Source organism: Olsenella sp. An188, from assembly GCF_002160255.1.
GTDB classification, from domain to species: domain Bacteria; phylum Actinomycetota; class Coriobacteriia; order Coriobacteriales; family Atopobiaceae; genus Thermophilibacter; species Thermophilibacter avistercoris.
The window spans coordinates 58,821-83,928 of record NZ_NFKF01000001.1; the positions used below are offsets into that span (position 1 = coordinate 58,821).

The 25,108-nt window shown below is 70.7% G+C and carries 25 protein-coding genes; 22 read left to right on the plus strand and 3 right to left on the minus strand.

Features of this window, described 5'->3' with window-relative positions; genetic code table 11:
- The first annotated feature begins 38 nt into the window (after window positions 1-38).
- The 11 genes from B5F23_RS00290 (at window position 39) to rsfS (ending at window position 10,339) form a co-directional block, all read left to right on the plus strand.
- Window positions 39-959 (plus strand): hypothetical protein, encoded by a 921-nt coding sequence (locus B5F23_RS00290; protein ID WP_087350190.1) that lies wholly within the window; start codon window positions 39-41, stop codon window positions 957-959.
- A complete protein-coding gene (locus B5F23_RS00295) occupies window positions 956-2,827 on the plus strand; it encodes a TIGR03960 family B12-binding radical SAM protein (protein WP_087350192.1) in 1,872 nt (623 codons plus the stop codon). Before B5F23_RS00290 ends, B5F23_RS00295 begins: the two co-directional genes overlap by 4 nt.
- Window positions 2,824-3,597, plus strand: coding sequence for a TIGR03936 family radical SAM-associated protein (locus B5F23_RS00300; protein ID WP_087350195.1), 774 nt, complete (start codon window positions 2,824-2,826; stop codon window positions 3,595-3,597). Before B5F23_RS00295 ends, B5F23_RS00300 begins: the two co-directional genes overlap by 4 nt.
- Window positions 3,598-3,746: 149 nt before the next feature.
- Window positions 3,747-4,055 (plus strand): 50S ribosomal protein L21, encoded by a 309-nt coding sequence (gene rplU, locus B5F23_RS00305; protein ID WP_087350197.1) that lies wholly within the window; start codon window positions 3,747-3,749, stop codon window positions 4,053-4,055.
- Window positions 4,056-4,092: 37 nt separating this feature from the next.
- Window positions 4,093-4,341 (plus strand): 50S ribosomal protein L27, encoded by a 249-nt coding sequence (gene rpmA, locus B5F23_RS00310; protein ID WP_072370712.1) that lies wholly within the window; start codon window positions 4,093-4,095, stop codon window positions 4,339-4,341.
- Between the two features lie 566 nt (window positions 4,342-4,907).
- A complete protein-coding gene (gene obgE / locus B5F23_RS00315) occupies window positions 4,908-6,242 on the plus strand; it encodes a GTPase ObgE (RefSeq protein ID WP_241145773.1) in 1,335 nt (444 codons plus the stop codon).
- 1 nt (window position 6,243) lies between these two features.
- On the plus strand, window positions 6,244-7,356 hold the full coding sequence (gene proB, locus B5F23_RS00320; RefSeq protein ID WP_241145748.1) for a glutamate 5-kinase: 1,113 nt from the start codon (window positions 6,244-6,246) through the stop codon (window positions 7,354-7,356).
- Window positions 7,357-7,377: 21 nt separating this feature from the next.
- On the plus strand, window positions 7,378-8,637 hold the full coding sequence (locus B5F23_RS00325; protein ID WP_087350203.1) for a glutamate-5-semialdehyde dehydrogenase: 1,260 nt from the start codon (window positions 7,378-7,380) through the stop codon (window positions 8,635-8,637).
- Complete coding sequence (gene nadD / locus B5F23_RS00330; protein ID WP_087350207.1) at window positions 8,634-9,341, plus strand: nicotinate-nucleotide adenylyltransferase; 708 nt, start codon at window positions 8,634-8,636, stop codon at window positions 9,339-9,341. The genes B5F23_RS00325 and nadD overlap by 4 nt, the downstream gene beginning before the upstream one ends.
- Complete coding sequence (locus tag B5F23_RS00335; RefSeq protein WP_087350210.1) at window positions 9,341-9,973, plus strand: HD domain-containing protein; 633 nt, start codon at window positions 9,341-9,343, stop codon at window positions 9,971-9,973. The genes nadD and B5F23_RS00335 overlap by 1 nt, the downstream gene beginning before the upstream one ends.
- Window positions 9,974-9,982: 9 nt before the next feature.
- Window positions 9,983-10,339: a ribosome silencing factor gene (rsfS, locus tag B5F23_RS00340; protein ID WP_087350213.1), complete on the plus strand. Its 357-nt coding sequence runs from the start codon at window positions 9,983-9,985 to the stop codon at window positions 10,337-10,339.
- A gap of 12 nt (window positions 10,340-10,351) precedes the next feature.
- On the opposite strand, the gene dinB is transcribed toward rsfS, so the two are convergent.
- The 3 genes from dinB to B5F23_RS00355 are packed head-to-tail and all read right to left on the minus strand — an operon-like array spanning window position 10,352 to window position 13,587.
- Window positions 10,352-11,632 carry a DNA polymerase IV gene (dinB, locus tag B5F23_RS00345; RefSeq protein WP_241145749.1) on the minus strand — a complete coding sequence of 427 codons (1,281 nt, stop codon included), beginning with the start codon at window positions 11,630-11,632 and terminating at the stop codon, window positions 10,352-10,354.
- A 41-nt stretch (window positions 11,633-11,673) separates the two neighbouring features.
- Complete coding sequence (locus tag B5F23_RS00350; RefSeq protein ID WP_087350217.1) at window positions 11,674-12,900, minus strand: sensor histidine kinase; 1,227 nt, start codon at window positions 12,898-12,900, stop codon at window positions 11,674-11,676.
- A gap of 12 nt (window positions 12,901-12,912) precedes the next feature.
- Window positions 12,913-13,587, minus strand: a complete 675-nt coding sequence (locus B5F23_RS00355; RefSeq protein WP_087350221.1) for a response regulator transcription factor — start codon at window positions 13,585-13,587, stop codon at window positions 12,913-12,915.
- 232 nt (window positions 13,588-13,819) lie between these two features.
- Between B5F23_RS00355 and rpsP the strand changes: the two genes are divergently transcribed.
- The 11 genes from rpsP (at window position 13,820) to B5F23_RS09650 (ending at window position 25,004) form a co-directional block, all read left to right on the plus strand.
- Window positions 13,820-14,161, plus strand: coding sequence for a 30S ribosomal protein S16 (gene rpsP, locus B5F23_RS00360; RefSeq protein ID WP_087350224.1), 342 nt, complete (start codon window positions 13,820-13,822; stop codon window positions 14,159-14,161).
- Window positions 14,162-14,169: 8 nt separating this feature from the next.
- Entirely contained in the window at window positions 14,170-14,460 is a 291-nt protein-coding gene (locus tag B5F23_RS00365; RefSeq protein WP_087350227.1) for a KH domain-containing protein, read from the plus strand.
- Window positions 14,461-14,529: 69 nt separating this feature from the next.
- Window positions 14,530-14,985: a ribosome maturation factor RimM gene (locus B5F23_RS00370; protein ID WP_241145750.1), complete on the plus strand. Its 456-nt coding sequence runs from the start codon at window positions 14,530-14,532 to the stop codon at window positions 14,983-14,985.
- Between the two features lie 2 nt (window positions 14,986-14,987).
- Complete coding sequence (gene trmD, locus B5F23_RS00375) at window positions 14,988-15,731, plus strand: tRNA (guanosine(37)-N1)-methyltransferase TrmD (protein ID WP_087350237.1); 744 nt, start codon at window positions 14,988-14,990, stop codon at window positions 15,729-15,731.
- Between the two features lies 1 nt (window position 15,732).
- Window positions 15,733-16,317: a signal peptidase I gene (gene lepB, locus B5F23_RS00380; RefSeq protein ID WP_087350241.1), complete on the plus strand. Its 585-nt coding sequence runs from the start codon at window positions 15,733-15,735 to the stop codon at window positions 16,315-16,317.
- A 28-nt stretch (window positions 16,318-16,345) separates the two neighbouring features.
- The gene (locus tag B5F23_RS00385; RefSeq protein WP_087350244.1) at window positions 16,346-17,254 is read left to right on the plus strand and encodes a glycine--tRNA ligase subunit alpha; all 909 of its coding nucleotides are present in this window, start codon (window positions 16,346-16,348) and stop codon (window positions 17,252-17,254) included.
- On the plus strand, window positions 17,255-19,354 hold the full coding sequence (gene glyS, locus B5F23_RS00390) for a glycine--tRNA ligase subunit beta (RefSeq protein ID WP_087350247.1): 2,100 nt from the start codon (window positions 17,255-17,257) through the stop codon (window positions 19,352-19,354).
- 68 nt (window positions 19,355-19,422) lie between these two features.
- The gene (locus B5F23_RS00395; RefSeq protein ID WP_087350249.1) at window positions 19,423-19,821 is read left to right on the plus strand and encodes a kinase/pyrophosphorylase; all 399 of its coding nucleotides are present in this window, start codon (window positions 19,423-19,425) and stop codon (window positions 19,819-19,821) included.
- A gap of 229 nt (window positions 19,822-20,050) precedes the next feature.
- Entirely contained in the window at window positions 20,051-22,810 is a 2,760-nt protein-coding gene (ppdK, locus tag B5F23_RS00400) for a pyruvate, phosphate dikinase (protein WP_087350251.1), read from the plus strand.
- Window positions 22,811-22,886: 76 nt separating this feature from the next.
- Complete coding sequence (locus tag B5F23_RS00405; RefSeq protein ID WP_087350254.1) at window positions 22,887-23,930, plus strand: deoxyguanosinetriphosphate triphosphohydrolase; 1,044 nt, start codon at window positions 22,887-22,889, stop codon at window positions 23,928-23,930.
- Window positions 23,931-24,050: 120 nt separating this feature from the next.
- Window positions 24,051-25,004 carry a DUF6273 domain-containing protein gene (locus B5F23_RS09650; protein WP_158096082.1) on the plus strand — a complete coding sequence of 318 codons (954 nt, stop codon included), beginning with the start codon at window positions 24,051-24,053 and terminating at the stop codon, window positions 25,002-25,004.
- Window positions 25,005-25,108: the final 104 nt, after the last annotated feature.

Below are 25,108 nucleotides of genomic sequence, written 5' to 3' on the forward strand. Positions count from 1 at the left end.
GAGACGTTTCTTGGGGGCACGCCCCCGTTTGGAGGCCGATGATGGCAAGGAAGGTGTCTTTCGGCCGCGTGGCCGACGTCGCCCACGCGGGGCGCGTCGCCTTTCGCGGCCGTGACGAGCGCGTGGTGATCCACGTGCTCGTCGACCCGCTCTGCCCGCGCGGGCTCGCGCTCGCGACCCGCCGCGCGCTCGCCGCCGAGCGGCTCGGCGGGGTGGTAGAGGTCGCCCCGGTCGGGGCCCCGCCGGCGGGGGAGCGGCCCGACGCGGCGGTGGTCCTCGCCGGGAAGTCTGACGTGGCCGAGCTCGTGGGGTCGTACGCGCGCTCCGGCGTCCCGGTCGGCATCGTCGTCGAGGGCGCGCTCGACGCCCCGGCGATCGAGCTCCCCGAGCAGGCCGCCGCCCTCGTGGGGGTCGTCGCCTGCTCGGAGCCGGACGCGCTTCCCGACCACCTCGCCTCCTGGCTCGCCTCGGCCACCGACAAGGGCATCGCGCTCGCCGCGAACTTCCCCTTCTGCAGGCGCGCCGTGGTCGATTCGCTCGTCGCCCGCTGCGCCGTGGAGAACGCGGCCGTCGGGGCGATCAGCCTCATCCCCGGGTCCGACCTCCCGGTCATGACGGCCAACCAGGCGAAGCTCGCGCTCGACATCGCGGCCGCCTACGGTCGCGGCGTCGAGCCCTCGCGCGCGGCGGAGCTCGCCGGGGTCGTGGGCGGGGGACTGCTCTGGCGCGCCGTCGCCCGGACGCTCGTGGGGATGCTCCCCGGCGTGGGCGTCCTGCTCAAGGCCGGCGTCGGCTTCGGCGGGACGATGGCGACGGGAAACGCGCTCAGGCTGCGCTTCGAGGCCGAGCTCGCCCGCCCCGCCTCGCCCGCGGACGAGCCCGAGGCACCCGCCATCCTTCTCGCCAGCCCGGACGCCGACGACGACGGGTACGTGCAGATCGGGGGGAGCGCCGAGTGAGAGCACGCAGAGAGAGCCTGTTCCACCTCATCGAGCCGCTGCTCGGGAGCGTCGAGCACCCGGCGCGCTACCTCGACCACGAGTGGGGCTCGTGCCAGGAGCAGGACGGCCCCTTCCACCTCGCCATGGTCTACGCGGACGTCTACGAGGTCGGCCAGCCCAACCTCGGCGTCGCCATCCTCTACAACCAGGTGAACGCCCAGGAGGGCATGAGCTGCGAGCGCTGCTACCTGCCCTGGAAGGACATGGCCGACCTGATGCGCGAGCGCGGCGTGCCGCTGCTCTCGCTCGAGGCCGCGGCCCCGCTCGCGTCCTTCGACGCGATCGGCTTCACGCTCGCCCACGAGCTCATCGCCACCAACGTCCTCGAGGCCCTCGACCTCGCCGGCATCGCCCTCACCTCGGCAGAGCGCGACGAGGACGACCCGATCATTCTGGCCGGCGGGCCCTCCGCCTGGAACTGCGAGCCGCTCGCCCCCGCGCTCGACGCGGTCCTTCTCGGCGACGGCGAGGAGCACATCGTCGACGCGTGCGCCTGCATCCGCGACGCGCGCGCCGAGGGTGTCAGCCGCGCGGAGATCCTGCGGCGCCTCGCGCGCGTGCCGGGGACCTACGTCCCCTCCCTCTACGACGTGGTGGTCGACGAGACCACCACGCGCTGGGGCCGGGCCGTGCCGCGCGCCGGCGAGGACGTGCCCGCGACCGTGCTCAAGCGCTGCGTGCAGGACTTCGCCGCGACGCCGGCCGTCGCGCAGAGGATCGTCCCGTACATGGGCATCGTGCAGGACCGCCTCTCGCTCGAGGTGCTGCGCGGCTGCGCGCGCGGGTGCCGCTTCTGCCAGGCCGGCATGACCTACCGGCCCGTGCGCGAGCGCCCCGCGGAGCAGGTCGTCTCCGCAAGCGTCGAGGGGCTTCTCGCGAGCGGGCACAACGAGATATCGCTCACCTCGCTCTCGACGACCGACCACTCGCAGTGCGCCCGCATCCTGCGCGAGCTCGACGGCGCGCTCGAGGGCCGCGGCATCCGGGTCTCCATCCCCTCGCAGCGCCTCGACTCCTTTGGCGTCGAGATGGCGGCGGCGGTGGCCGGGGGCAAGCGCGGCGGCCTCACCTTCGCGCCCGAGGCGGGCAGCCAGCGCCTGCGCGACGTCATCAACAAGAACGTCAGCGAGCAGGACCTCGAGTCGGCGGCGAGAAACGCCTTCGAGATGGGGTGGAGGCGCTGCAAGCTCTACTTCATGATCGGCCTTCCCACCGAGACCGACGAGGACGTGGTGGGAATCGCCCGCATGGCCGAGCGCGTGCTCGAGATCGGCCGCGAGGTCTGCGGCCGGCGGGCGGGCGTGTCGGTCTCCATCTCGGTGGCCGTGCTCGTCCCGAAGGCCTACACGCCCTTCCAGTGGGTGGGCCAGTGCCGCCCCGAGGAGGTGCGCCGCCGCCAGCAGCTGCTCCTCTCCGAGGTGCGCGACCGCGCGATACGCGTCTCCTACCACGACGCCGACGTCTCGCTCGTCGAGGGCGCGCTCTCCAAGATGGGCCGCGCCGGCTTCGAGCTGCTGCGCGCCGCCTGGGGGCGCGGATGCCGCTTCGACGCGTGGACGAGCGAGTTTGACTTCGACGCCTGGCGCTCGGCGGCCGAGGCATGCGGGCTCGACCTCGAGGACGTGGCCTGCGAGGACTTCCCGCTCTCGGCCGCGCTGCCGTGGGACCACACCTCCCCGGGCGTCGACAAGGGTTACCTGCAGCGCGAGTGGCTGCGCGCCACGCGGGGCGAGACCACGCCCGACTGCACGCGCGCGAGCTGCACGGGCTGTGGCGTGTGCCCGTCGCTCGGGGTCCACAACGTCGTTCAGGAGGTGCGCGCATGAGCCGTCCGCAGCCCACCGGGGCGCGCCCGCAGGACCTTCCGGTCAAGGCCGACCTCGCCCGCCTGCGCGTCGAGTACGGGAAGAGCGAGCGGCTCGCCTACCTCGGCCACCTCGACCTCATCGCCACGGTCGAGCGCTGCATCCGGCGCGCCGGCCTGCCCTTCTCGGTCGGCAACGGCTTCGCCCGCAGGATGCGCATCCAGTTCTCCAGCGCGCTGCCGGTGGGGGCGAGCTCCTCGTGCGAGTACTTCGACGTCCGGCTCACCGAGCGCGTCGAGCCCGGCGAGGCGCTGCGCCTGCTGCGCGCGGCCACGCCCTCCGCGCTCGCCCCGTCGCGCGCCTGCTACGTCGACGGCCGCGCGCCGGCGCTCGAGGCCTGGCTCAACCGGGCCACCTGGGAGCTCAGGTGCGAGGCTCCCGGGCTCACGGCCGCGGCGCTCGAGGGGGCGGTGGGCCGCGTGCGCGAGCGCGGGACCCTGACATACCTGCGCGGGGAAAGGGAGAAGCGCGTCGACCTCGCTGCCACGCTCGGGGGCATCGAGGCGCGCGACGTCGCCCCCGGCGTCGTCGACGCGACGCTCGTGACGCGCTCGGGCCCCGCCGGGGCGCTGCGGCCGCGGGTCCTTCTCGACGCGGCGATCGCCGAGGTCGTCGGCGCGAGCCTCGCCTCCGCGCGGGTGCGCAGGGTGGCGCAGGAGCACGAGGAAGATGGTCTAATTGTGGAACCTTTGGGACCCTTTGGACCGCAGCCGCCCGCACCATTATCCTGAGCAAGGTTGCATCGCCCGGGCGCGGGCCGGGGTGCCGTCTTTTCCCTTACGGTATCCGCAGGTCAAGCCAACTCTTCGTTGACGAGCCAAGGTGGTGCTAGTAATATAAGCAACTGTTGCATTCACGCCAGCAATGAAGGGTTTCGCACATGTACGCAATCGTAGCAACTGGTGGCAAGCAGTATAAGGTTGCCAAGGGCGACGTCATCGACGTCGAGAAGCTCGACGCGCAGCCTGGCGACAAGGTCGAGCTCCCCGTCCTTCTCCTGAACGACGGCGACAAGACCATCGTTGGCTCTGCCCCGCTCCAGGACAAGAAGGTCACCGCCGAGGTCGTCGAGCAGTTCAAGGGCGAGAAGGTCCTCGTCTTCAAGCTCAAGAAGCGCAAGCGCTACCACCGCGCCAACGGCCACCGTCAGAACCTGACGAAGATCAAGGTCGTCGAGCTCCCCGCGTAAGTCTCGTTTTTCTCGGTATCAGAAGGCAGGTTCTCTCATGGCTCACAAGAAAGGTCTCGGCTCGTCTCGCAACGGCCGCGATTCCCAGGCTCAGCGCCTCGGCACCAAGCGCTACGGCGGTCAGTTCGTGAAGGCCGGCGAGATTCTCGTCCGCCAGCGCGGCACCCACATCCACCCCGGTGACAACGTGGGCATCGGCAAGGACGACACCCTGTTCGCCCTCACGGCCGGCACCGTCGAGTTCACCAAGGGCGTCAAGCACCGCGTCCACGTTCGCGAGGCCTAGGCTCTCGCCGACGCAACACAGCACGACTCGGAGCCCCGGTTGCGGTCGGGGCTCTTTTTTGTGCGCCTGCGCGCCCAAGTGGGCGTGAGGTCCCCCGCGAGGCCTCCGTCGCGTCTGGTTGAATTGTTTTACGTTCACTCGTTCGTTTGCGGGGCCGCGCGGTTCCATGCGTCCGCCAGTGCGGCTCCCGTGTCCGGAAGGCGGTGCGATTGGGCGGCATCCTTGATGCGCAGAAGCAAGTTCCCGGGCACCGCGGGCGCCCTCGCGCGCTCCCGGCGGCGTTTTGCCAGCTCGCGTCCTTCTCGCCTGGCGAGAATAACGTGCATTCCGGGCTGCCGCATCAAGCACGCCACCCAATCGCACCGGGTTTGTGGCGGGGGAGGCCCCATGGGCGACGCGCGCGGGTAGACGAGGACGCCCGCGGCGCCGGCCGGGCGGCACGCCGCTCGACGTGCCCGCGCGCTTGCCGTACCATGAGAGACCGACAGAAGGAGAGTCCCGTGGAGAACACGTTTACCGACCTTTCCCACATCAACGTGCGCGGCGGCGACGGCGGCGCGGGCTGCATGTCCTTTAGGCGCGAGGCCTACGTGCCCAAGGGCGGCCCGGACGGCGGCGACGGCGGGCGCGGCGGAGACGTGGTGGTCGAGGCCGACCCGCAGCTGTCCTCGCTCATCGACTACCGCTACAAGCACCACTTCCGCGCCGAGCGCGGCACGCACGGCCAGGGCGCCCGCCGTCACGGCCGCGACGGCGCCGACCTCGTGCTGCGCGTGCCGGTGGGCACCGTGGTCAGGGAGCTCGACCCCGTCACGCAGACGCCCGCCTACGACATCGCCGACCTCACGCAGCCCGGCGAGCGCGTCATCGTGGCGCCCGGCGGCGCGGGCGGCCGCGGCAACATCCACTTCGTCACCTCGGTGCGGCGCGCCCCGGCGTTTGCCGAGAAGGGCGAGCCGGCCCGCGAGCACTGGATCGAGCTCGAGATGAAGCTCATGGCCGACGCGGCCCTCGTGGGCATGCCGAGCGTCGGCAAGAGCTCCATCATCGCGCGCATCAGCGCCGCCCGGCCCAAGATCGCCGACTACCCGTTCACCACGCTCGTCCCCAACCTCGGGGTCGCGCGCGCCGCGAGCGGCCAGTCGTTCGTGGTCGCCGACGTGCCCGGCCTCATCGAGGGCGCGAGCGAGGGCAGGGGGCTTGGCTACCAGTTCCTGCGCCACATCGAGCGCACGGCCCTCATCCTGCACGTCGTCGACGTGACGGGGGGCTACGAGGGGCGCGACGCGGCGCAGGACTACCGCACCATCAACTCCGAGCTCGCCGCCTACGCCTCGGAGCTCGCCGCGCGCCCGCAGATCGTGGTCGCCAACAAGTGCGACCTCCCCGGATGCGAGGAGGCGTGCCGGAGCCTGCGCGAGCTCGCCGAACGCGACGGCCACGCGTTCTTCGCCGTGTCCGCCGCGACGGGCGCCGGACTCGACGAGCTCGTGTCCGCGTGCGCCGCCGAGGTGGCGCGCCTGCGGGCCGAGGGCGTCACCGGCGACCCGACGCTCGACCTCACCGAGCGCTGGGAGCGGGAGCGCCAGCGCCGCGACCGCCAGATCCACGTCAGCCGCGAGGAGCGTCACGCCTGGCGCGTCACGGGCTCCGCGGTGGAGCGCATGGTCATCCAGACCGACTGGGACAACGACGAGGCCGTCGCGTATCTGCAGCACCGCTTCGAGCGCTGCGGCGTTGACGACGCGCTCGCCCGGGCCGGCGCCGTGGGCGGCGACGAGGTGCGCATCCTCGAGCTCGCCTTCACCTACGAGGGAGCCCCCGGCGCCGCCGCGGACGAGGGCGCTGAGGAGGAGCTCGAGCTCCTCGAGGCCGTCGACGACGGGGAGGGGGAGCTCTGAGGTGACCAAGCCCAGGCTCATGGTCGTCAAGGTCGGCTCGTCCACGCTCGTCGACGACGCCGGCGCGCTCGACCGCGGGTTCGTTCGCTCGCTCTGCGACCAGGTCGCACGCCTCGTGTCGGACGGGACGCGCGTGGTCGTGGTGTCGTCGGGCGCGGCGGCGGCCGGTCGCGACGTGCTCGGCTTCCGCGAGCGCCCGTCCGACATCGCCACCCTCCAGGCCTGCGCCTCCGCCGGCCAGGCTCGCCTCACGCAGGCCTACGCCGACGTGCTCGCCGAGCGCGACATCCCCTGCGGCCAGGTGCTCCTCACCCGTCGCGACGTCATGGACCGTGACGGCTTCCTGAACGCCCGGACCACGATCGAGCGGCTCCTCGAGCTCGGCGCGGTGCCGGTCGTGAACGAGAACGACACCGTCTCCACCGCCGAGTTCGCCTTCGGAGACAACGACATGCTCGGCGCGCTCGTGGCCGCGCTCGTCGGCGCCGACCTCTACGTCATCTGCTCGGACGTCGACGGGCTCTACACCTCCAACCCGCAGGAGGACCCGTCCGCGACGCTCGTCGAGCGCGTGAGCGAGGTCGACCAGCGCGTGAGCGAGATGGCGGGCGGCGCCGGCACGTCGTACGGCACCGGAGGGATGTCCTCCAAGCTGCGTGCGGCGCGGGCCATGCTCGCCGCGGGCATACCCACGGTCATCTGTCGCGGGCGACGCGACGACGTGCTGATCGAGGTCGCGCGCGGCGAGTCGGTCGGAACGCGGTTCGAGGCCCCGGAGGGCGCGCCGCACGAGGGCGGGCGCAAGCTCTGGATCGGCCTCGCCGAGGTCCCGCGAGGCACGATCGTGCTCGACGAGGGCGCGACGCGCGCCGTGCTCGAGCGCGGGGCGTCCGTGCTGCCCGTGGGGGTCCGCTCGACGAGCGGCTCCTACGAGGCGGGCGACGTCGTCACCGTGCGCTCCGAGGCGGGCGACCTCCTCGGCCGCGGCGTGGCGCGCTACTCCTCCGACGACATGGAGCGCGTCCGCGGGGTCAAGCTCGACATAGTCGCGCGCTTCCTCGGGCCCGAGCGCGCGCAGCCTGCCGTGCACCGCGACGACCTGCTGGTCCTGTAGAACACCGAGGGAAGGGGCATCATGTCAGAGGCTCTGAGAAAGGCCGAGCTCGCGCGCGAGGCCTCGCGCGTCATCTCCCGCGCCCCCGCGGCCGCGCGCTCCCGCGCCATCGAGGCGGCCGCAGGTCTCATCGAGGCGCGCGCGGAGGCCATCTGCGCCGCCAACGCCGCCGACCTCCGGCGCGCCCGCGCGGCCGGGATGCCCGCGCCGCTCCAGGACCGCCTGCTCCTCGACGGGGCCCGCCTGGGCTCGATAGCCTCGTCGCTGCGCGAGATCGCCCGGCAGGACGACCCGGTCGGCCGCGTCACGGGGGGTCGCACGCTCTCCTCGGGCGTGCGCGTCGAGCAGCTCCGCGTCCCGCTCGGGGTGGTCGCCGTCATCTACGAGGCGCGCCCCAACGTCACGGCCGACGCCTTCGCGCTCTGCCTGCGCTCCGGCAACGCCTGCGTGCTCAAGGGGGGCTCGGCCGCGCAGGACTCCTGCGAGGCGATCGTCGACTGCTGCCGTGACGCGCTCGCCGAGGCCGGCCTGCCCGCAGACGCGGCGCAGTACGTCCCCGACGACGCGTCCCACTCCGAGACCACCGCGCTCCTGCGCGCCAACGGCCTCGTGGACGTGCTCGTTCCGCGCGGGGGGGCCTCGCTCATCCGTCACTGCGTGGAGTGCGCAACGGTCCCGGTCATCGAGACGGGCACCGGCAACTGCCACGTCTACCTGCACGAGGACGCCGACGTCGAGAAGGCCGTGGACATCGTCGTCAACGCCAAGTGCAGCCGGCCGGGCGTCTGCAACGCGGCCGAGTCGCTTCTCGTCGACGCCTGTGCCGCGCGCCGCCTCCTGCCACCCGTCCTCGCCGCGCTCTCCGAGCGCGGGGTCGAGCTCGTGGGCGACGCCCTCGCGCGCGAGGTCGCCTCGGGGGCGGGCGTCTCGATGGGGGAGGCCACCGAGTCCGACTGGGGGAGCGAGTACCTCGACCTCAAGATGAGCGTCGCCTGCGTGGACGGCGTCGAGGCCGCGATAGCGCACGTCAACCGCTACGGCACCGGTCACTCCGAGGCCATCGTGAGCGAGTCCTACGCCGCCTGCGAGGCGTTTCTCGCCGGCGTGGACGCCGCCGCCGTCTACGCCAACGCCTCCACGCGTTTCACCGACGGTGGGGTCTTCGGCCTGGGAGGGGAGATCGGCATCTCCACGCAGAAGCTCCACGCGCGGGGGCCCATGGGCGCCGAGGCGCTCACCACGACCAAGTACGTCCTGCGCGGGGACGGGCAGACGAGATGAGCGCCGGGGAGCGGGCCCTGCGCGCCGCCGACCTCCCCGTGCTCGGGGCGGAGAGCGGGCGCACCTACCGGCTCGGCATCATGGGCGGGACCTTCGACCCCATCCACTACGGCCACCTCGTCGCCGCGGAGCAGGCCTTCGACGACCTGAGGCTTGACCTCGTGGTCTTCATGCCGGCCGGCAGGCCGGCCTTCAAGCTCGACCAGAGCGTGACCTCGGGCGAGGAGCGCTTTGCCATGACGCTGCTGGCAACCGCCGACAACCCCCACTTCGTCGCGTCCCGCTTCGAGATAGACCGCGCGGGCGTCACCTACACGGCGGACACGCTGCGCCTGCTGCGCGAGCTCTACCCCGACAACGTGGAGTTCTACTTCATCACCGGCGCCGACGCGATAACGGAGATCGTCACCTGGCGAGACGCGGCGGACATCGCGCGCCTCGCCCACCTCGTGGCCGCAACGCGCCCCGGCTACGACCTCGACCGCGCGTGGGACGCCATCGCGGCATCGGGGCTCGACTTCGACGTGACCTACCTGTCCGTGCCCGCGCTCGCCATCTCGTCGAGCTACCTGCGCGAGCGGGTGCGCGCCGGGCAGAGCCTGCGCTACCTCACGCCCGACCAGGTGACCGGCTACCTGCACAAGCACGGCCTCTACGGGGCGGCTCGCAGCCGCTACGGGCAGACGAGGGAGGTGGTCGCCTGATGAGCGCGCACCGCGACCCCTCGCGCGCAGACGCCCGGGAGGAGCTCCTGGCGCGTATCGAGTCCGACCTCGCCGCCCAGCTCTCATCGAAGCCCCGCCGCCTCGCCCACTCGCGCTCCGTCGCGGACACGGCCGAGCGGCTCGCGATGGCCTACGGCGTCGACCCGTTCCTCGCGCGCTGCGCGGGACTGCTGCACGACTGGGAGAAGGCCGCGTCCGGGGTCGAGCAGGAGGCTCGCGCCCGCGAGCTCGGGATCGACATGGGCGTGGACCTCTCGCTCGTCCGCCCGCTGCTCCACGGAATCATCGCGGCGCGCGCGCTCCCGGCGCGCTACCCCGAGCTTCCCGACGAGGTGTGGCACGCCATCGAGACGCACACCGTCGCGGCCGCGGACATGGGCCCGCTCGACGAGGTCCTGTTCGTCGCCGATGGCATCGAGCCGCTGCGCCCGCCCTCGCCGGGCATCGAGCGCGTGCGCTCCCTCGTGGGCGAGGCCACCCTCGACGACCTCTTCTGGGAGTCGTTCGTCGGCGGCGTCGTCTACGTCGTCGAGGGCGGGCGCTACCTCTACCCTGGAACCGTCGACGTGTACAATGCGCTTGCGGCCAGACGGGCCGCAGACCGCGCGTAAGGAGAACGAATGCCCACAACCCCGCTCGAGCTCGCCCGCGTCGCGGCGCTCGCCGCCGACTCCAAGAAAGCCTCCGACGTCGTCCTTCTCGACCTGTCGCCCGTGACCGACGTCTGCGACTACTTCCTCGTCTGCTCCGGCGACAACGCCCGCCAGGTCGACGCGATCGTCGACGAAGTGCGCGAGAAGGTCAGCGCAAACTGCGGCGTCTCGCCGCTCTCGTGCGAGGGGCGCGAGGGGCTCTCCTGGGTGCTGCTGGACTACGGCTCGGTCGTCGTGCACGTGTTTCGCCCGGAGACGCGCGACTACTATCGCCTCGAGTCGCTCTGGGCAGACGCGCCGCGCGTGGAGCTCGACCTCGGCTAGGCCCGGCCGTCGCTAGAAGTCGTCCTTGTTCATGGGCATGGTGTCCGAGGTCCGGCCGCGGAAGCGCAGGTCGCGCCCGTAGCCGACCGCGTCGTCCCCGAAGCGGTCCCGCAGCTCGTCGGTCACGCGGGACAGCGCCGCGAGGTCGCGCCCGCGCGCGGCCGGGGTACCCTCGGAAAAGAGGCTGAGCTGCTCGGCCGTCGCGTCGTCAAAGCCGGAGACGCCCACGCCGACGAGGCGCACGTGGTCCCCCGGCTGCCAGAGCTCGTCGAGAAGGCCGACCGCAACCTCGCCGAACACGCGCTCGTCGTCGGTCCTCGCGCCGAGCTGGTGCTGCGCGGTGCGCGAGCGCGTGGCGTCGTACTTGACCTTGAGGGTCACCGTGCGGCCGGCGAGGCCCTTCCGGCGCAGCCGGCGGCCCACCACCGAGGCGACGTGGCGCACCGCGGCCCTGATCTCGTCCTCGTCGAGCAGGTCGCGCTCGAAGGTGCGCTCGTTAGACACCGACTTGGCCTCGTCCGGGGCGGCCGCCTCGGCGACCTGGCTGCGCTCGAGCCCGGCTGCCCGCTCTGCCATGCGCGGCCCCAGCACGCCGAAGGTGCGCTCCAGCAGCCCCGGGTCGACGCGGGAGAGCTCGCCGAGGGTGCGCACTCCCAACGCCTTGAGCCGTCGCTCGGTGGCGGGTCCCACTCCGCTCATGGCGCCGACGGGAAGCGGGGCGAGAAACGCGCGCTCCGTCCCCGGGAGCACCACGGTGAGCCCGCAGGGCTTCTCGCGCTCCGAGGCGATCTTGGCCACGGTCTTGTTGACGCCGATGCCGATCGAGCAGGTCACGCCGAGCTCGGCCACGCGCCGCTGCACGCGCCTGCAGATCTCCACGGGGCTCTCCCTCGAGAAGCGCCCCGGGGTCACGTCGAAGAAGGCCTCGTCGATGGAGACCTGCTCGACGAGGGGGGTCTCGGCGTCGAGCACGGCCATGACGCGGTCGCTCATCTCGCGGTAGCGGGCGTAGTTGCCCTGGGTCCATATGGCGTCCGGGCACAGGCGCCGGGCGGTAGCCGAGGGCATGGCGGAGTGCACCCCGAAGCGACGCGCCTCGTAGGAGGCCGTCGAGACCACGCCGCGGCGCTCGGCGGAGCCGCCCACGATGACCGGCCTGCCGCGCCACTCGGGGTGGTCGAGCTGCTCGACGGACGCGAAGAACGCGTCGAGGTCGAGAAGGCCCACCGCGGGCCCCCTCCACGCGAGCGCGTCGCCCGTGCCCGTCCGGCTCATGTCCTCGCTTCGCTCCATGGGTCCATTATGCACGTTCGGCGCGACTCCCGAGCCTGTGCTCAGAGCGTGACGGTGAAGGTCGTTCCGTCCCGCTCGCTCGACGCGGCCGATATCTTGCCGCCCATGGCCTCGACGAGGCTCTTCGCGATCGCAAGCCCCAGGCCGAAGCCGCCGGTCTTCTGGCGCTCGCGGGCGCCGTCGGTGCGGTAGAAGCGGTCGAAGAGGTGCTCGAGGGCGTCGGGGGAGATGACCTCGCCCCGGTTGTTGACGGCGAGCCTCGCCCGGCGCCCGTCGCGCACGAGGCGCACCGTCACGGCCGTCCCGGCGTCGGCGTACTTGGTCGCGTTGTCGAGCAGGGTCCTCACCACGCGCCTGAGCTGGTCGGGATCGGCGGTGGCCGTCACGCCCTCGGCGAGGTCGCACTCGATGGAGCACCCGCGCTCGAAGGCGACGGCGTCGAACTCGAGCGCGCAGCCGGAGACGAGCCCCGTCACGTCGACGCCCGGCCTCGTGGTCGGGGAGGTGGCCCCCGACGCCTCCTGCTCGTCGGCACGGGCGAGCGTGAGCAGGTCCTCGACGAGCCCCTGCAGGTGCTTGGCCTCGTCGGAGGTGCTGTCGACCCAGCGGCGCGCCTCGTCGGGAAGCGTCTGGTCCCCCTCGAGTATCTGCGTGTTCGCGAGGATGACGGCGAGCGGCGTCTTGAGCTCGTGGGACGCGTCGGACACGAAGCGCCTCTGCCGCTCCCACGCCTTGGCCACGGGCTTGAGCGCCCAGCCGGAGAAGAGGTACGCCATGACGAAGACCACGCCCATGGACGCGGCGAAGATGACGATGTCGTTTTTCGCCTGGGCGCGCAGCGTCGCGTCGCGCGAGTAGGTGTCCGCGAGGGCGACGCGCCAGCCCCACGGGGCGTCCGCGCGCAGCCAGGAGATGGGGTAGGTGGAGCTCTCGCCGAGGGGGTCGCTGCTCGCCATGACCTCGTTCAGCACGTCTTCGAGCGTGTCGTCCCCTATGTCGAGGAGCGAGTCGCTGACCTTCTCGGCCGAGCCGTCCCAGTAGACGTTGAGCGTGACGGTGAGCATGACGTCGGGGCCGTCCTGGCCCGTCGAGTCGCCGAAGCGCACCCCGCTCACGTCGCCCTCGAGGGCACGCTCGAGGGCCTGGCGCGTGAGGTCGCGCTGCGTCAGAGCGCTCGAGGCGAACGACGAGCCGAGGACGCCGAGCAGGACGAGCCCGACGAGCACCATGGTGATGGCGACGAACTCCCGCCTGAGCTTGGCGAGCACCTCGGGTCCCGCCTACTCGCCAAAGACCTCGAGGCGGTAGCCCAGCATGCGCAGGGTGGTTATCTGGACGCCCGAGCCGATGTGGGCGAGCTTCTTGCGCAGGAAGGAGATGTAGGCCTCGACGGAGTTCTCGGAGGCGTCGGTGTCCCCCCAGACGCGCGCGAGCAGGTCCTGCTTGGAGACGACGCGCGCGCTCGAGCCCATGAGGATGCGCATGACCTCGAACTCCTTTCCGGAGAGGTGCACGGACGAGTCCGCACAGGCGAGGTCGTGCGTGGTGAGGTCGAGCGTGACGTCGGCGAAGGTGATCTCGTCGAGCATGACGTCGCCGCGGCGGCGCGTGAGCGCGCGCAGGCGGGCGAGAAGCTCGGGCGCCTCGAAGGGCTTGGTCATGTAGTCGTCCGCCCCGGCGTCGAGCCCGCGGACCTTGTCATCGGTCGAGGTCCGCGCGGTCAGCATGAGGACCGGGACCGCGATGCCCTGGCGGCGCAGCTCGTGGACGAGCTCGGTGCCGTCCATGCCGGGAAGCATCACGTCGAGCACGATGGCGTCGTACGTGCCCGAGAGGGCGGCGCGAAGGCCGCTGCGCCCGTCGTAGAAGGCCTCGGCGTGGTAGGAGTCACCCTCGAGTATGTGCACGATGGCGTCGGCGAGGTTGCGTTCGTCCTCAATCACCAGTACGTTCATGGGAAGGTCCTCTCGGTTTGCTGCGGCGAGGCCGCCTCGACCCTGTTATCCTACCCAGCGGCACTGAATTTCTTCTGAATGCCCCGGGCCGCTCGCAGGTGGGCACGACACGTTCACAAAAACTGCACCTTGCAGCCACAATGAAGAGTCGTATGATTAGTAGCTGTTTTGTGGCCACGCGGTGCGGCCACCACCTGAGTCCACGCGCACCGCTCGTCTGGAGGAGTTTTCATTGGCAGTCAAGATCCGTCTGGCCCGTCACGGTGCCAAGAAGCGCCCGTACTACCGCGTCGTCGTCGCCGATAGCCGCATGCCGCGCGACGGCCGCTACATCGAGGAGGTCGGCCGTTACAACCCGCTGACCAACCCCAAGGTCATCGACATCAACCTCGAGAAGGTCGACGAGTGGGTCGCCAAGGGCGCCCAGCCCACCAACGCTGTGTCCCACCTCATCGACGTTGCCAGGAACGGCCAGCCCGTCGTCGAGAAGAAGACCAAGATCTCGAAGAAGGCTGCCGCCAAGGCCGCCGCTGCCGCCGAGGCCGAGGCCGAGGCCGCCGCTGACGCCGAGTAGGTCTTCCCATGGGGACCACGGACAGCGTCCTCGACGGGACCGAGGAGCGGGAGCTGCCGTCCGACAAGGTCGCCGACCTCGTCGAGTACATCGTCTGCGGCCTCGTTGACGACGAGCAGAGCGTCTCGCTCGACGTCACCGACTCCGAGGAGGGGGCCCTCATCGAGGTCACCTGCTCCGAGGAGGACGCCGGCAGGGTCATCGGGCGCAAGGGTCGCACAATCAAGGCAATCCGCACCCTCGCCCGCGCCCTGGGCCAGCGCGTCGGCACCGCCGTCGAAGTCGAGGTCGTGGGCTAGTCTGGCATGCGCGCTCAGTATCGCTGCATAGCCCGTGTGGAGAAGCCGCACGGGAGAAGAGGGGAGGTCGTGACGGTTCCCGTCCACGGCCTTCCCTCTCTTGTGCACGAGGGCCTCGAGGTGGCCGTCGTGCCCCCGTCCGCGTCCGGCTCGCGCTGGCACGTCGTCTCGTCGTGCTCCTCGGGCGGCCGCTCGGGCGACCTCGTGGCCCTGAGCGGCGTGACGAGCCTCGGGGAGGCCGAGGACCTCGTCGGTCGATACCTCCTCGCCTCCGTGGCGGACCTTCCTGCCGACCTCGCCCTCCACGACCGCGAGCGCCTCGTCGGGCGCGAGGTCGTTGACGAGCGTGGCACGAGGGGGGCGATCGCCGAGGTCCTGACCGGGCCTGCCAACGACGTCTGGGTCGTGCGCGGGCCGGCGGGCGAGGTGCTCCTGCCGGTGATTCCCGAGGTCGTCGACAACGTCCCCGATGAGGGGGCCGTGAGCGTGCGCGTCCCGCGCGGGCTCTCCTGGGAGGCGAGGTGACGATGATCCTCGAGACCCTCTCGGTCTTCCCCGAGCTCTTCGGACCCTACATGGGCGCCTCGATCATGGGGCGCGCCCAGCGCTCGGGCGTCTTCTCCTTCGAGGCGCACGACCTGCGCGACTGGACGCACGACCGCCATCGCACGGTCGACGACGCGCCGTTCGGCGGGGGGCAGGGCATGCTCATGAAGCCCGAGCCCATCTTCGAGGCGCTCGACGACCTGTGCTCCCGGCCCCCGGCCAGGCCGCACGTGGTGTTCTTCTCGCCGTGCGGGGAGCGCTTCTGCCAGCGCACCGCCGAGCGGCTCTCGCGGCACGAGCGCCTGCTGTTCGTCTGCGGGCGCTACGAGGGGACCGACGAGCGCGTCTACTCGCTCGCCGACGACGTCCTGTCCATCGGCGACTACGTCCTCACGGGAGGCGAGCTTGCCGCGCTCGTGGTCATGGACTCGGTTGTCCGGCTGCTGCCCGGCGCGCTCGGCGACGAGATGAGCGCGGTGGACGAGTCGTTCTCGGCCGCCGGCCTGCTCGAGTACGCGCAGTACACCCGGCCCGCGAGCTACCGCGGCATGGACGTGCCCGAGGTGCTTCTCAGCGGAGACCACGCGCGCGTCGACGCGTGGAGGCGCGCCAGCGCAATCGAGCGCACGGCCCGCTGGCGCCCCGACCTCATTGAGTCGGCGGACCTGACTGCGGAGGAGCGCGCGCGGGCGCTCGAGCTCGCGGAGCGGGGAGAGGGGGACTAGGATGGCACGTCACCTGCGCGGGGGCGAGCCCGTGACGTGGCGCGTGGAGCGCCACGTGGCGCCGAGGTTCTGGATCCTGGGCGCCGTCGTGCTCGGCCTGGTGGGCGCGTTTCTGCTCAGGACCTTCGTCTTCGGCGTCTACTACGTCCCCTCGGGATCGATGCTCGACACCATCCACGAGGGGGACCTGCTGCTCGGCGAGCGCGTCTCGCTTGCCTTCGACGACCCCAACCCCGGCGACATCGTGACCTTCGACAGCCCCCTCGAGGAGGGGGAGACGCTCGTCAAGCGCGTGATCGCCGTGGGCGGGCAGACCATCGACCTGCGCGACGGGGTCGTGTACGTGGACGGGGAGGCCCTCGACGAGCCATACGTGGGCGGGCGACCCACCGAGTCCCTCTCCGACCTCGCCGGCTCCGAGGGCATCACCTACCCCTACGTGGTCCCCGAGGGAACGGTCTGGGTGATGGGGGACAACCGCACCAACTCGAAGGACTCGCGCTACTTCGGCCCCGTGAGCGTCGATGACGTAACATCGAGGGCACGCTTCATCTACTGGCCGATCTGGGACGTCAGAGCGCTCTAGGCGCCCCGGTTACGAGAGAAGGACGACCATGACCGAAAAGGTGCTTACATTCCAGGACATGATCCTCGCGCTCGAGCGCTACTGGGCGGGCCAGGGCTGCACCGTCATGCAGCCCTACGACTCCGAGGTCGGCGCCGGCACGTTCCACACGGCGACCACCCTGCGCTCGCTCGGGCCCGGCGCCTGGCGCACCTGCTACCCGCAGCCCTGCCGTCGCCCCGCCGACGGCCGCTACGGCGAGAACCCCAACCGCCTGCAGCACTACTACCAGTTCCAGGTGCTCCTCAAGCCCTCCCCGGCCGACTCGCAGGACCTCTACCTCGGCTCCCTCGAGGCCATCGGCCTCGACCCCGACCTGCACGACGTTCGTTTCGTGGAGGACGACTGGGAGAGCCCGACGCTCGGCGCATGGGGCCTGGGCTGGGAGGTCTGGCTCGACGGCCAGGAGGTCACGCAGTTCACCTACTTCCAGCAGGTGGGCGGCATCGAGGTCGACCCGGTTCCGGTGGAGATCACCTATGGCCTCGAGCGCATCGCCATGTACATCCAGGGCGTGACGAGCGTCTACGACCTCGTCTGGAGCTACCTGCCCGACGGCACCCCCATGACCTATGGCGACGTCTTCCTCGAGAACGAGCGCGAGTTCTCCGCCTACAACTTCGAGGTCGCCAACGTCGAGATGATGCGGGCGAAGTTCGACGACTACGAGCGGGAGTGCCACTCGTGCCTCGAGGCGCACCTGCCGCTGCCCGCCTACGACTGCGTCATGAAGTGCTCCCACGCCTTCAACCTGCTCGACGCGCGCGGGGCCCTCTCCGCCGTCGAGCGCGCCAACTACATCCTGCGCGTCCGCGCCGTCGCCAAGGCCTGCTGCGAGGCGTACCTCGCCGAGGTCGCCGGCCGCGCCGACGCCGCCGAGAAGGGGGAGGTGGCCTAGATGGCCGAGACCCGTGACTTCCTGCTCGAGATCGGCTGCGAGGAGATGCCCTCAGCCCCGCTGATCAACGCCGTCAAGCAGCTTGGCCCGCTCGTCGAGCGGGGCCTCGACGAGGCCGGCCTCGCCCACGGCGCGGTCCGCGTCGTCTCCTCCCCGCGTCGCCTGGCGGCCATCGTCTCCGACGTCGCCTGCCAGACCGAGGAGATCCACGAGGTGAGACGCGGCCCGGCCGCCTCGATCGCCTTCGACGAGTCCGGCGCCCCGACCAAGGCCGCCGAGGGGTTCGCGCGCAAGTTCGGCGCGAGCGCCTCCGACCTCGTGCGCCGCGTCGACACCGACGGCCGCGAGTACGTCTTCGCCGAGCGCAGCGTGGCCGCCGCGCCGGCCATGCCGATCCTCTCGAGCCTCTCCGAGCGCGTGATCGCCTCGCTCGAGTGGCCCAACTACCGCAGCCAGCGCTGGGGCGGCGAGCACCAGACCTTCGTGAGGCCCATCCGCTGGATCTGCGCCCTTCTCGGCAGCGAGGTCGTTCCGGTGCGCTACGCCGACGTTACGAGCGGGAACACCACCCGCGGGCACCGCGTCCTGGGCCCGGGCGAGCACGTCGTGAGCGAGCCGGCCGCCTACGAGGCCGTGCTCGAGTCCGCCGGGGTCCTCACCGAGGACCGTCGCCGCGAGGTCATCGCCGAGGGGATCGCCCGCGTGGAGGCCGAGCGGGGCGGCGCGCACGTCGACACGCCCAAGCGCGTGCTCGACGAGGTCGTCAACCTCACCGAGTGGCCGAGCGTGCTCGTGGGCACCTTCGACGAGGAGTTCCTCGCCGTGCCGCACGAGATCATCTGCGAGTCGATGCTCTCCAACCAGCGCTACTTCCCGATCTACGACGCCGAGGGCAACCTCACGCGCGAGTTCGTGGTCGTCTCCAACACGCGTCCCGAGAACGCCGGGCGTGTGATCGAGGGCAACGAGTGCGTGGTGCGCGCCCGCCTCGACGACGCCAAGTTCTTCTACGAGGAGGACCTCAAGCGCCCGCTCGAGGCCTACCTGCCCAAGCTCGGCGAGGTCACCTTCCAGGAGAGGCTCGGCACCGTCCTGCAGAAGGCAGAGCGCATGGAGCGCGTGGCGCCCGTCGTGGCGAGCCGCTCCCTGCTGCTCGACGAGGGGCGAGCCGCCATGGCGGCTCGCGCGGCGAGGCTTGCCAAGGCCGACCTCGTCACCCAGGCCGTCGTCGAGTTCACGAGCCAGCAGGGCGTGATGGGCGGCTACTACGCCGCTGCCGCGGGCGAGCCCGACGAGGTCTGCGAGGCGATCCGCGACCAGTACCGCCCGCGCTTCGCGGGAGACGAGCCGCCCGCCGGCCCCGTCGGCGTGGCCGTCGCCGTGGCCGACAAGCTCGACACCATCTGCGGCATGTTCGCCATCGAGCAGCCGCCCACCGGCTCCTCCGACCCCTTCGCCGTTCGCAGGAGCGCCATCGGCGTCATCGCGATGCTGCGCCTCGCGCCCGCCGGCGCCCTCGACGAGCTCATCGGTGCCGCCCTCGACGCCTACGAGGCCCAGGGCCTCGCCTTCGACCGCGCCGCGACGCTCGAGGGCGTCCGCTCCTTCTTCCAGGGGCGCCTTGCCTCGATCGCCCGCGACGAGGGCGTCTCTCCCGACACCGTCGAGGCCGTGAGCGCCGTGGGCGTCGTCGACCCCGCCGAGTTCCTCGACCGCGCCCACGCGCTCGAGGACGCGCGCTCCGAGCGCCGCGAGCTCTTCGAGGACCTCGCCCAGGCCTACGCCCGCGCCGCGCACCTCGCCGACGCCTCCCTCGGCACCGACGTCGACGCCGGCCTGCTCGGCGACGCGGAGCGCTCCCTTCTCGACGCGTGCGACCGCGGCCGCTCCCGCGTGCGCGACGCGCTCGCCGAGCGTGACTTCTCCGGCGCCATCTCCGCACTTGCCGAACTGAAGGCCCCCATCGACCGATTCTTCGACGACGTACTTGTCATGGACGAGGATACTGCGGTAAGGGAGAACCGCCTCAGGCTGCTCAACCGCTTCGTTGAAGTCTTCGTGGGGGTTGCCGACGTCGGCGCGCTCTCGCGCAAGAAGTAGCAAGAAGTAGGGTAGGGTGGAGAAGGCGTAAGCCCTGTGAAGCCGGAAGAGGTACAGGAGGACTCGTGATGGCCAAGCTCGATCTCGACGACGACATCTTCGGACACGTCGTCCCGCTCATCTACGTACTTTCCGACGCGCGCGGCGAGACCGCCAACACCGTCGTCATGGCCGCCGCCGCCCAGTTCGGCGACGGCTCGGTCGAAATCCAGCGACTCTCCAACGTCAAGGACGTCGACACGGTGCGCGCCTACTTCGACGAGCACTACGACGCCAGCCGCCCGTGCGCGGTGTTCCACACGTTTGCCGACGGCATCCTCCGTCGCGAGATCCGTCGCGAGCTCGACCGCAGGGGCATCCCCTCGATCGACCTGCTCGGCCCTGCGGTGACGGTCATCTCCACGCTCACGGGCGAGGAGCCCACGCGCGAGATCGGCGCTCTGTACAAGGATGAGGCGGCCAAGTAAGGCCAAATCGCAACCCATGTTACTACCTCTGGGGTCGGGCTGCATGGCTCGACCCCATATTTTGTCTCGAGCCGCCGCTTACCCCCAAGCTGTGACAGGTGACCGAAAACAGCCAGTCTCCCGCGGGCGCGTTGCTACCATTTCCTGAGGCCGCGGGGCATGCCCGGCGGCCTGCAGTAAGTGCGCGCCCCCCGGGCGCGTCCGGTCCCAGAGAAAGCAAGGGGAAAACATGGCAGAAAAGCACGTATACCGCTTCGGCTTCGACGCCAACGGCAACAACGTGACCGAGGTCGCCGGCGAGTCCGTCGACCAGGCCAAGTGGATCACGGGCGGCAAGGGCGCCAACCTCGCCGAGATGGCCAACATCGGCCTGCCCGTCCCTCCCGGCTTCACCATCACGTGCCAGACCTGCGTCGCCTACTCCAGCGCCGGCAACGTGTGGCCTGAGGGCGTCCTCGACGAGATCGACGAGTACCGCAAGGACCTCGAGGAGCGCATGGGCAAGAAGCTCGGCGACTCCGAGGACCCGCTGCTCGTCTCCGTGCGCTCCGGCGCCCCGTTCTCCATGCCCGGCATGATGGACACCGTCCTCAACCTCGGCCTGAACGACGACTCCGTCCAGGGCCTCATCAAGCAGACCGAGAACCCGCGCTTCGCCTACGACTCCTACCGCCGCTTCATCCAGATGTTCTCCGACGTCGTCATGGGCGTCTCCGGCCAGCTCTTCGAGGACGCCATCTCCGCCAAGAAGGCCGAGAAGGGCGTCAAGCTCGACACCGAGCTGGACGCCGACGACCTCAAGGACCTCGTCGAGACCTTCAAGAAGATCTTCGCCGACAACGTCGACACCGAGAAGTACCCCGAGGTCGTCGTTGACGGCAAGGTCGCCTTCCCGCACGACCCGCTGCTCCAGCTGCGCCTGGCCGAGCAGGCCGTCTTCGGCTCCTGGAACACTGACCGCGCCATCCTCTACCGCAAGCAGAACAAGATCCCCGACGAGCTCGGCACGGCCGTGAACGTCCAGGTCATGGCCTTCGGCAACAAGGGCAACACCTCCGCCACCGGCGTCGCCTTCACGCGCAACCCCGCCGACGGCACCAACGAGCGCTACGGCGACTTCCTCGTCAACGCCCAGGGCGAGGACGTCGTGGCCGGCATCCGCAACACCGAGCCGATCGCCGACCTGCCCAAGGTCCCCGGCCTCGAGGAGGCGGGCAAGGAGCTCTTCCACGTCTTCGAGATCCTCGAGGACCACTACGCCGACATGATGGACCTCGAGTTCACCATCGAGCAGGGCAAGCTCTGGATGCTCCAGACCCGCGTGGGCAAGCGCACGGCGCTGTCCGCCCTGAAGGTCGCCATCCAGATGTACAACGAGGGCCGCATCACCAAGGAGCAGGCCGTCTCCCGCGTTGCCCCCGAGCAGCTCGACCAGCTCCTGCACCCGCAGTTCGACACCTCCGTCAAGTACGAGGTGCTCGCCAAGGGCCTCAACGCCTCCCCGGGCGCGGCCGTGGGCGCCGTGGTCTTCTCCTCCGCAGACGCCGAGGCCTACGCCGAGGCCGGCAAGCCCTGCATCCTGGTCCGCTGGGAGACCACGCCCGACGACCTGCACGGCATGGTCGCGGCCGAGGGCATTCTGACCTCCCACGGCGGCAAGACCTCGCATGCCGCCGTCATCGCCCGCGGCATGGGCGCGCCGTGCGTCTGCGGCGTCGACGCCCTGCAGATCGACGCGGTCAACAAGGTCTGCGCCGTCGCCGGCACCGACGTCGTGCTCCACGAGGGCGACATCATCTCCATCGACGGCACCACCGGCGACGTCATCCTCGGCGAGGTGCCCCTGGTTCGCCCCGAGCTCGGCGGCGACCTCCAGACCATCCTCGAGTGGGCCGACGAGATTCGCCTCGACGCCGACCGCGGTCGCGTGATCGGCGTGCGCGCCAACGCCGACAACCCCGCCGACGCCCAGCTCTCCAAGGACAACGGCGCCTCCGGCATCGGCCTGTGCCGCACCGAACACATGTTCCTCGGTGAGCGCAAGCAGCTCATCCAGAACTTCATCCTCGCCGACGACGATGCCGTCAAGGCCGACGCCGTCGAGAAGCTCGGCGCGGCCCAGAAGGGCGACTTCCTCGAGATGTTCAAGGCCATGGACGGCATGCCCGTCATCGTGCGCCTGCTCGATCCGCCCCTGCACGAGTTCCTCGAGTCCCCGCGCGACCTCGACGTCGAGATCGCCAAGGACGAGGCCGCCGGCGCCGACGTCGCCGAGAAGAAGGCCCTTCTCGCCAAGCTCGACTCCTTCCAGGAGGCCAACCCGATGCTCGGCCTGCGTGGCTGCCGCCTCGGCCTGGTCTACCCCGAGCTCAACGTCATGCAGGTGAAGGCCATCGCCTCCGCCACCGCCGAGCTCAAGAAGCAGGGCCTCGACCCCAAGCCGGAGATCATGATTCCGCTCGTGGCCTTCGAGGAGGAGCTCGCCCTCGTCCGCGAGACCGTCGAGGAGAACATCAAGGCCACGGCCGAGGAGTACGGCGTCGAGCTCGACATCCCGGTCGGCACCATGATCGAGATTCCGCGCGCGGCCGTCATGAGCGAGGACATCGCCAAGCACGCCGACTTCTTCTCCTTCGGCACCAACGACCTCACCCAGATGGGCCTTGGCTTCTCGCGTGACGACGTCGAGGCTGCCTTCATGCCGCTCTACCTCGACAAGAAGATCGTCAAGACGAACCCGTTCGCCACGCTCGACAAGGGCGTCGCCAAGCTCGTCGAGATGGGCGTCGAGGGTGGCCACAAGGGCAACCCGGACATCGTCTGCGGCGTCTGCGGCGAGACCGGCGGCGACCCCGAGTCCATCCACATGTACTACGACCTCGGCCTCGACTACGTGTCCTGCTCGCCGTACCGCGTGCCCATCGCGCGCCTCGCGGCTGCCCAGGCCAAGATGGAGGCCAACGGCGGCGCGAAGAAGCTCGAGAAGTAGGGCTCTTCGAGACCAGCGTGTCATGACGGGGGAGGGGCCTTGTGCCCTTCCCCCTCTTCTTTATCGAGGAGTGGACATGAGGCTCAAGACCAGGGAAGACCTCGAGCGCGCCGAGCGCGAGCGACTCTCCGAGGACGCGACCTTCGCCGACGCGAGCGCGGGACGGCGCGTGCGAGAGGAGCCCGACCGCCTGCGCACCTGCTTCCAGTGCGACAGGGACCGCATCCTGCACAGCAAGAGCTTCCGCCGCCTCGCCCACAAGACCCAGGTGTTTCTCGCCCCCGAGGGGGACCACTACCGGACGCGGCTCATCCACACGCTCGAGGTCGCCCAGGTCGCCCGCTCCATCGCGCGGCCCCTGGGGCTCAACGAGGACCTGACCGAGGCGGTTGCGCTCGGCCACGACCTCGGGCACACCCCCTTCGGGCACGTCGGGGAGCGCGCCCTCAGCCACGCCATCGCGCGCTACCGCGGGCTCGACCCGGACGACCCCGCCTCGAAGCGGCTGTTCCGCCACAACGAGCAGGGCGCCCGGATAGTGGAGCTGCTCGAGCGTGACGGTCGCGGCCTCAACCTCACGCGCGAGGTCGTCGACGGGATCCGATGCCACACCGGCTCGCTCAGGGCCGCCACGCCCGAGGGCCGCGTCGTCGCCCTCGCCGACCGGATCGCCTACGTCTGTCACGACATCGACGACGCCGAGCGGGCGGGGCTGCTCAGCGAGCGCGACCTGCCCGCAGGCCCGCGCGCGGTCCTCGGCGCGAGCTCGTCGGAGCGCATCGAGACCATGGTTCACGACGTGGTGACGAGAAGTGCCCAGAGGGGCGACGTGGGGATGTCCGAGCCGGTCTGGAGTGCCATGATGGCGATGCGCTCGTTTCTCTTCGACAACCTCTACTCGCACGGTGACGCCAAGTGGGAGGAGCCCAAGGCGTACGCAATGCTCGAGGAGCTCTTCGACCACTTCGTGTCACACGTCGACGAGGTCCCCTCCGAGTACCGCCTCCACGACGACGCGCCCGACGTGCAGGTTGCCGACTTCGTCTCGGGGATGACGGACCGCTACGCCGTGCGTCTCTACGAGGACCTCAAGATCCCCAAGTCCTGGCGCGCCCGCTAGGGAGAACGAGCCGGACAATCCCGCCAGAAAGCTACGGGGGGTCACAAACGCGCACGTCACGACATGCGCGGCGCATTGCGGGTAGAATGTGTCTTTCCGGAGGCAACGAGGGGAGACGACGTGGAGAGGCGCGGGGGCGGTTGTCTGACGGCGGTGGCCGTCGTTCTTGGGCTTGCGCTCGTCGCTCTCGGCGCGGGGCTGCTCTGGCTCGTCTCGTCCGGAGGCGCCCCCGTCCCCGCGACGATCGCGTCCGAAGGGGCCGAGGTCGAGCCGAAGCCCTTCTCGGAGTACAGCTGGGAGGAGCTCGCCGAGGTGGCGCGGCTCGTCGCCGCGGCGACGAGCGACGAGGAGGGTGCCGCCCTGGCGGAGGAGTACGGCGTCGGCGTGGGGGCCACGAGACCGCTTGCGTTCGACGACGGCCGGCAGGCGACCCTCACCGTCGTGGGGGTGCGCGCCGACGAGCGTGCGGACGGCTCGGGGGTCGCCGGCCTCACCCTCATGGCGTCCCCGATCGCGGTGCGCCCCATGAACACGACCGACACCAACGCGGGGGGCTGGGAGGCGAGCGAGCTCAGGGCGTGGCTCGATACCGAGGGCTCGGCGCTGCTGCCAGACGCCCTCGCCGACGCGGTCGTTGCCGTGAGCAAGTCGACGAACAACGCCGGCGTGAGCTCGGACGCCGCCGCGGTCACCCAGACCTCGGACCGGCTGTGGCTCTTCTCCGCCTCCGAGGTCTGCGGGGCCCCCGGCTGGTTTGCGCAGGAGTACGGCGAGGAGCCCAACGCCTACACCGGCTACGTCGACTTCTCCGTCTACGACGACATCCTCGCGGCGGAGGGGGAGCAGTACGCCTACTTCGCCGACGCCGGGGTGAGCGGCTCGTCCGACCCCGGACACGTGCTCGCGCTCGACTGGGCGGGCGCGGACGTGGCGTGGTGGTACCGAACGTCATACCCCTACAGCTTCACGGGGGAGGATGCGAGCTACTTCTACCAGGTCATGGCAAGCGGCTACCCGTCGACGACGGCGCTCGCGAGCACGGAGGCCGGCGTCACGGTCGGGCTGTGCCTGTAAAAATGTGGTTGTGTGGTTCTTGTCCGCGCGCCCCGCGTGCCCTATAATCATCCGCTGTGTGTAAACCTATGTGTCGCTCACGTGCGGCGGCACCTCTAGAGACA

What these genes read in the sequence shown, in the direction of transcription:
- nadD (WP_087350207.1), top strand. Translation starts at nt 8,634, where the DNA reads ATGAGCGCCGGGGAGCGGGCCCTGCGCGCCGCCGACCTCCCCGTGCTC.
- B5F23_RS00405 (WP_087350254.1), top strand. Translation starts at nt 22,887, where the DNA reads ATGAGGCTCAAGACCAGGGAAGACCTCGAGCGCGCCGAGCGCGAGCGA.
- B5F23_RS00355 (WP_087350221.1), bottom strand. Translation starts at nt 13,587, where the DNA reads ATGAACGTACTGGTGATTGAGGACGAACGCAACCTCGCCGACGCCATC.
- B5F23_RS00300 (WP_087350195.1), top strand. Translation starts at nt 2,824, where the DNA reads ATGAGCCGTCCGCAGCCCACCGGGGCGCGCCCGCAGGACCTTCCGGTC.
- B5F23_RS00395 (WP_087350249.1), top strand. Translation starts at nt 19,423, where the DNA reads ATGGCCAAGCTCGATCTCGACGACGACATCTTCGGACACGTCGTCCCG.
- obgE (WP_241145773.1), top strand. Translation starts at nt 4,908, where the DNA reads ATGTCCTTTAGGCGCGAGGCCTACGTGCCCAAGGGCGGCCCGGACGGC.
- dinB (WP_241145749.1), bottom strand. Translation starts at nt 11,632, where the DNA reads ATGGAGCGAAGCGAGGACATGAGCCGGACGGGCACGGGCGACGCGCTC.
- B5F23_RS00290 (WP_087350190.1), top strand. Translation starts at nt 39, where the DNA reads ATGATGGCAAGGAAGGTGTCTTTCGGCCGCGTGGCCGACGTCGCCCAC.
- B5F23_RS00325 (WP_087350203.1), top strand. Translation starts at nt 7,378, where the DNA reads ATGTCAGAGGCTCTGAGAAAGGCCGAGCTCGCGCGCGAGGCCTCGCGC.
- lepB (WP_087350241.1), top strand. Translation starts at nt 15,733, where the DNA reads ATGGCACGTCACCTGCGCGGGGGCGAGCCCGTGACGTGGCGCGTGGAG.
- glyS (WP_087350247.1), top strand. Translation starts at nt 17,255, where the DNA reads ATGGCCGAGACCCGTGACTTCCTGCTCGAGATCGGCTGCGAGGAGATG.
- rpmA (WP_072370712.1), top strand. Translation starts at nt 4,093, where the DNA reads ATGGCTCACAAGAAAGGTCTCGGCTCGTCTCGCAACGGCCGCGATTCC.
- rplU (WP_087350197.1), top strand. Translation starts at nt 3,747, where the DNA reads ATGTACGCAATCGTAGCAACTGGTGGCAAGCAGTATAAGGTTGCCAAG.
- trmD (WP_087350237.1), top strand. Translation starts at nt 14,988, where the DNA reads ATGATCCTCGAGACCCTCTCGGTCTTCCCCGAGCTCTTCGGACCCTAC.
- ppdK (WP_087350251.1), top strand. Translation starts at nt 20,051, where the DNA reads ATGGCAGAAAAGCACGTATACCGCTTCGGCTTCGACGCCAACGGCAAC.
- B5F23_RS00365 (WP_087350227.1), top strand. Translation starts at nt 14,170, where the DNA reads ATGGGGACCACGGACAGCGTCCTCGACGGGACCGAGGAGCGGGAGCTG.
- B5F23_RS00335 (WP_087350210.1), top strand. Translation starts at nt 9,341, where the DNA reads ATGAGCGCGCACCGCGACCCCTCGCGCGCAGACGCCCGGGAGGAGCTC.
- B5F23_RS00385 (WP_087350244.1), top strand. Translation starts at nt 16,346, where the DNA reads ATGACCGAAAAGGTGCTTACATTCCAGGACATGATCCTCGCGCTCGAG.
- rsfS (WP_087350213.1), top strand. Translation starts at nt 9,983, where the DNA reads ATGCCCACAACCCCGCTCGAGCTCGCCCGCGTCGCGGCGCTCGCCGCC.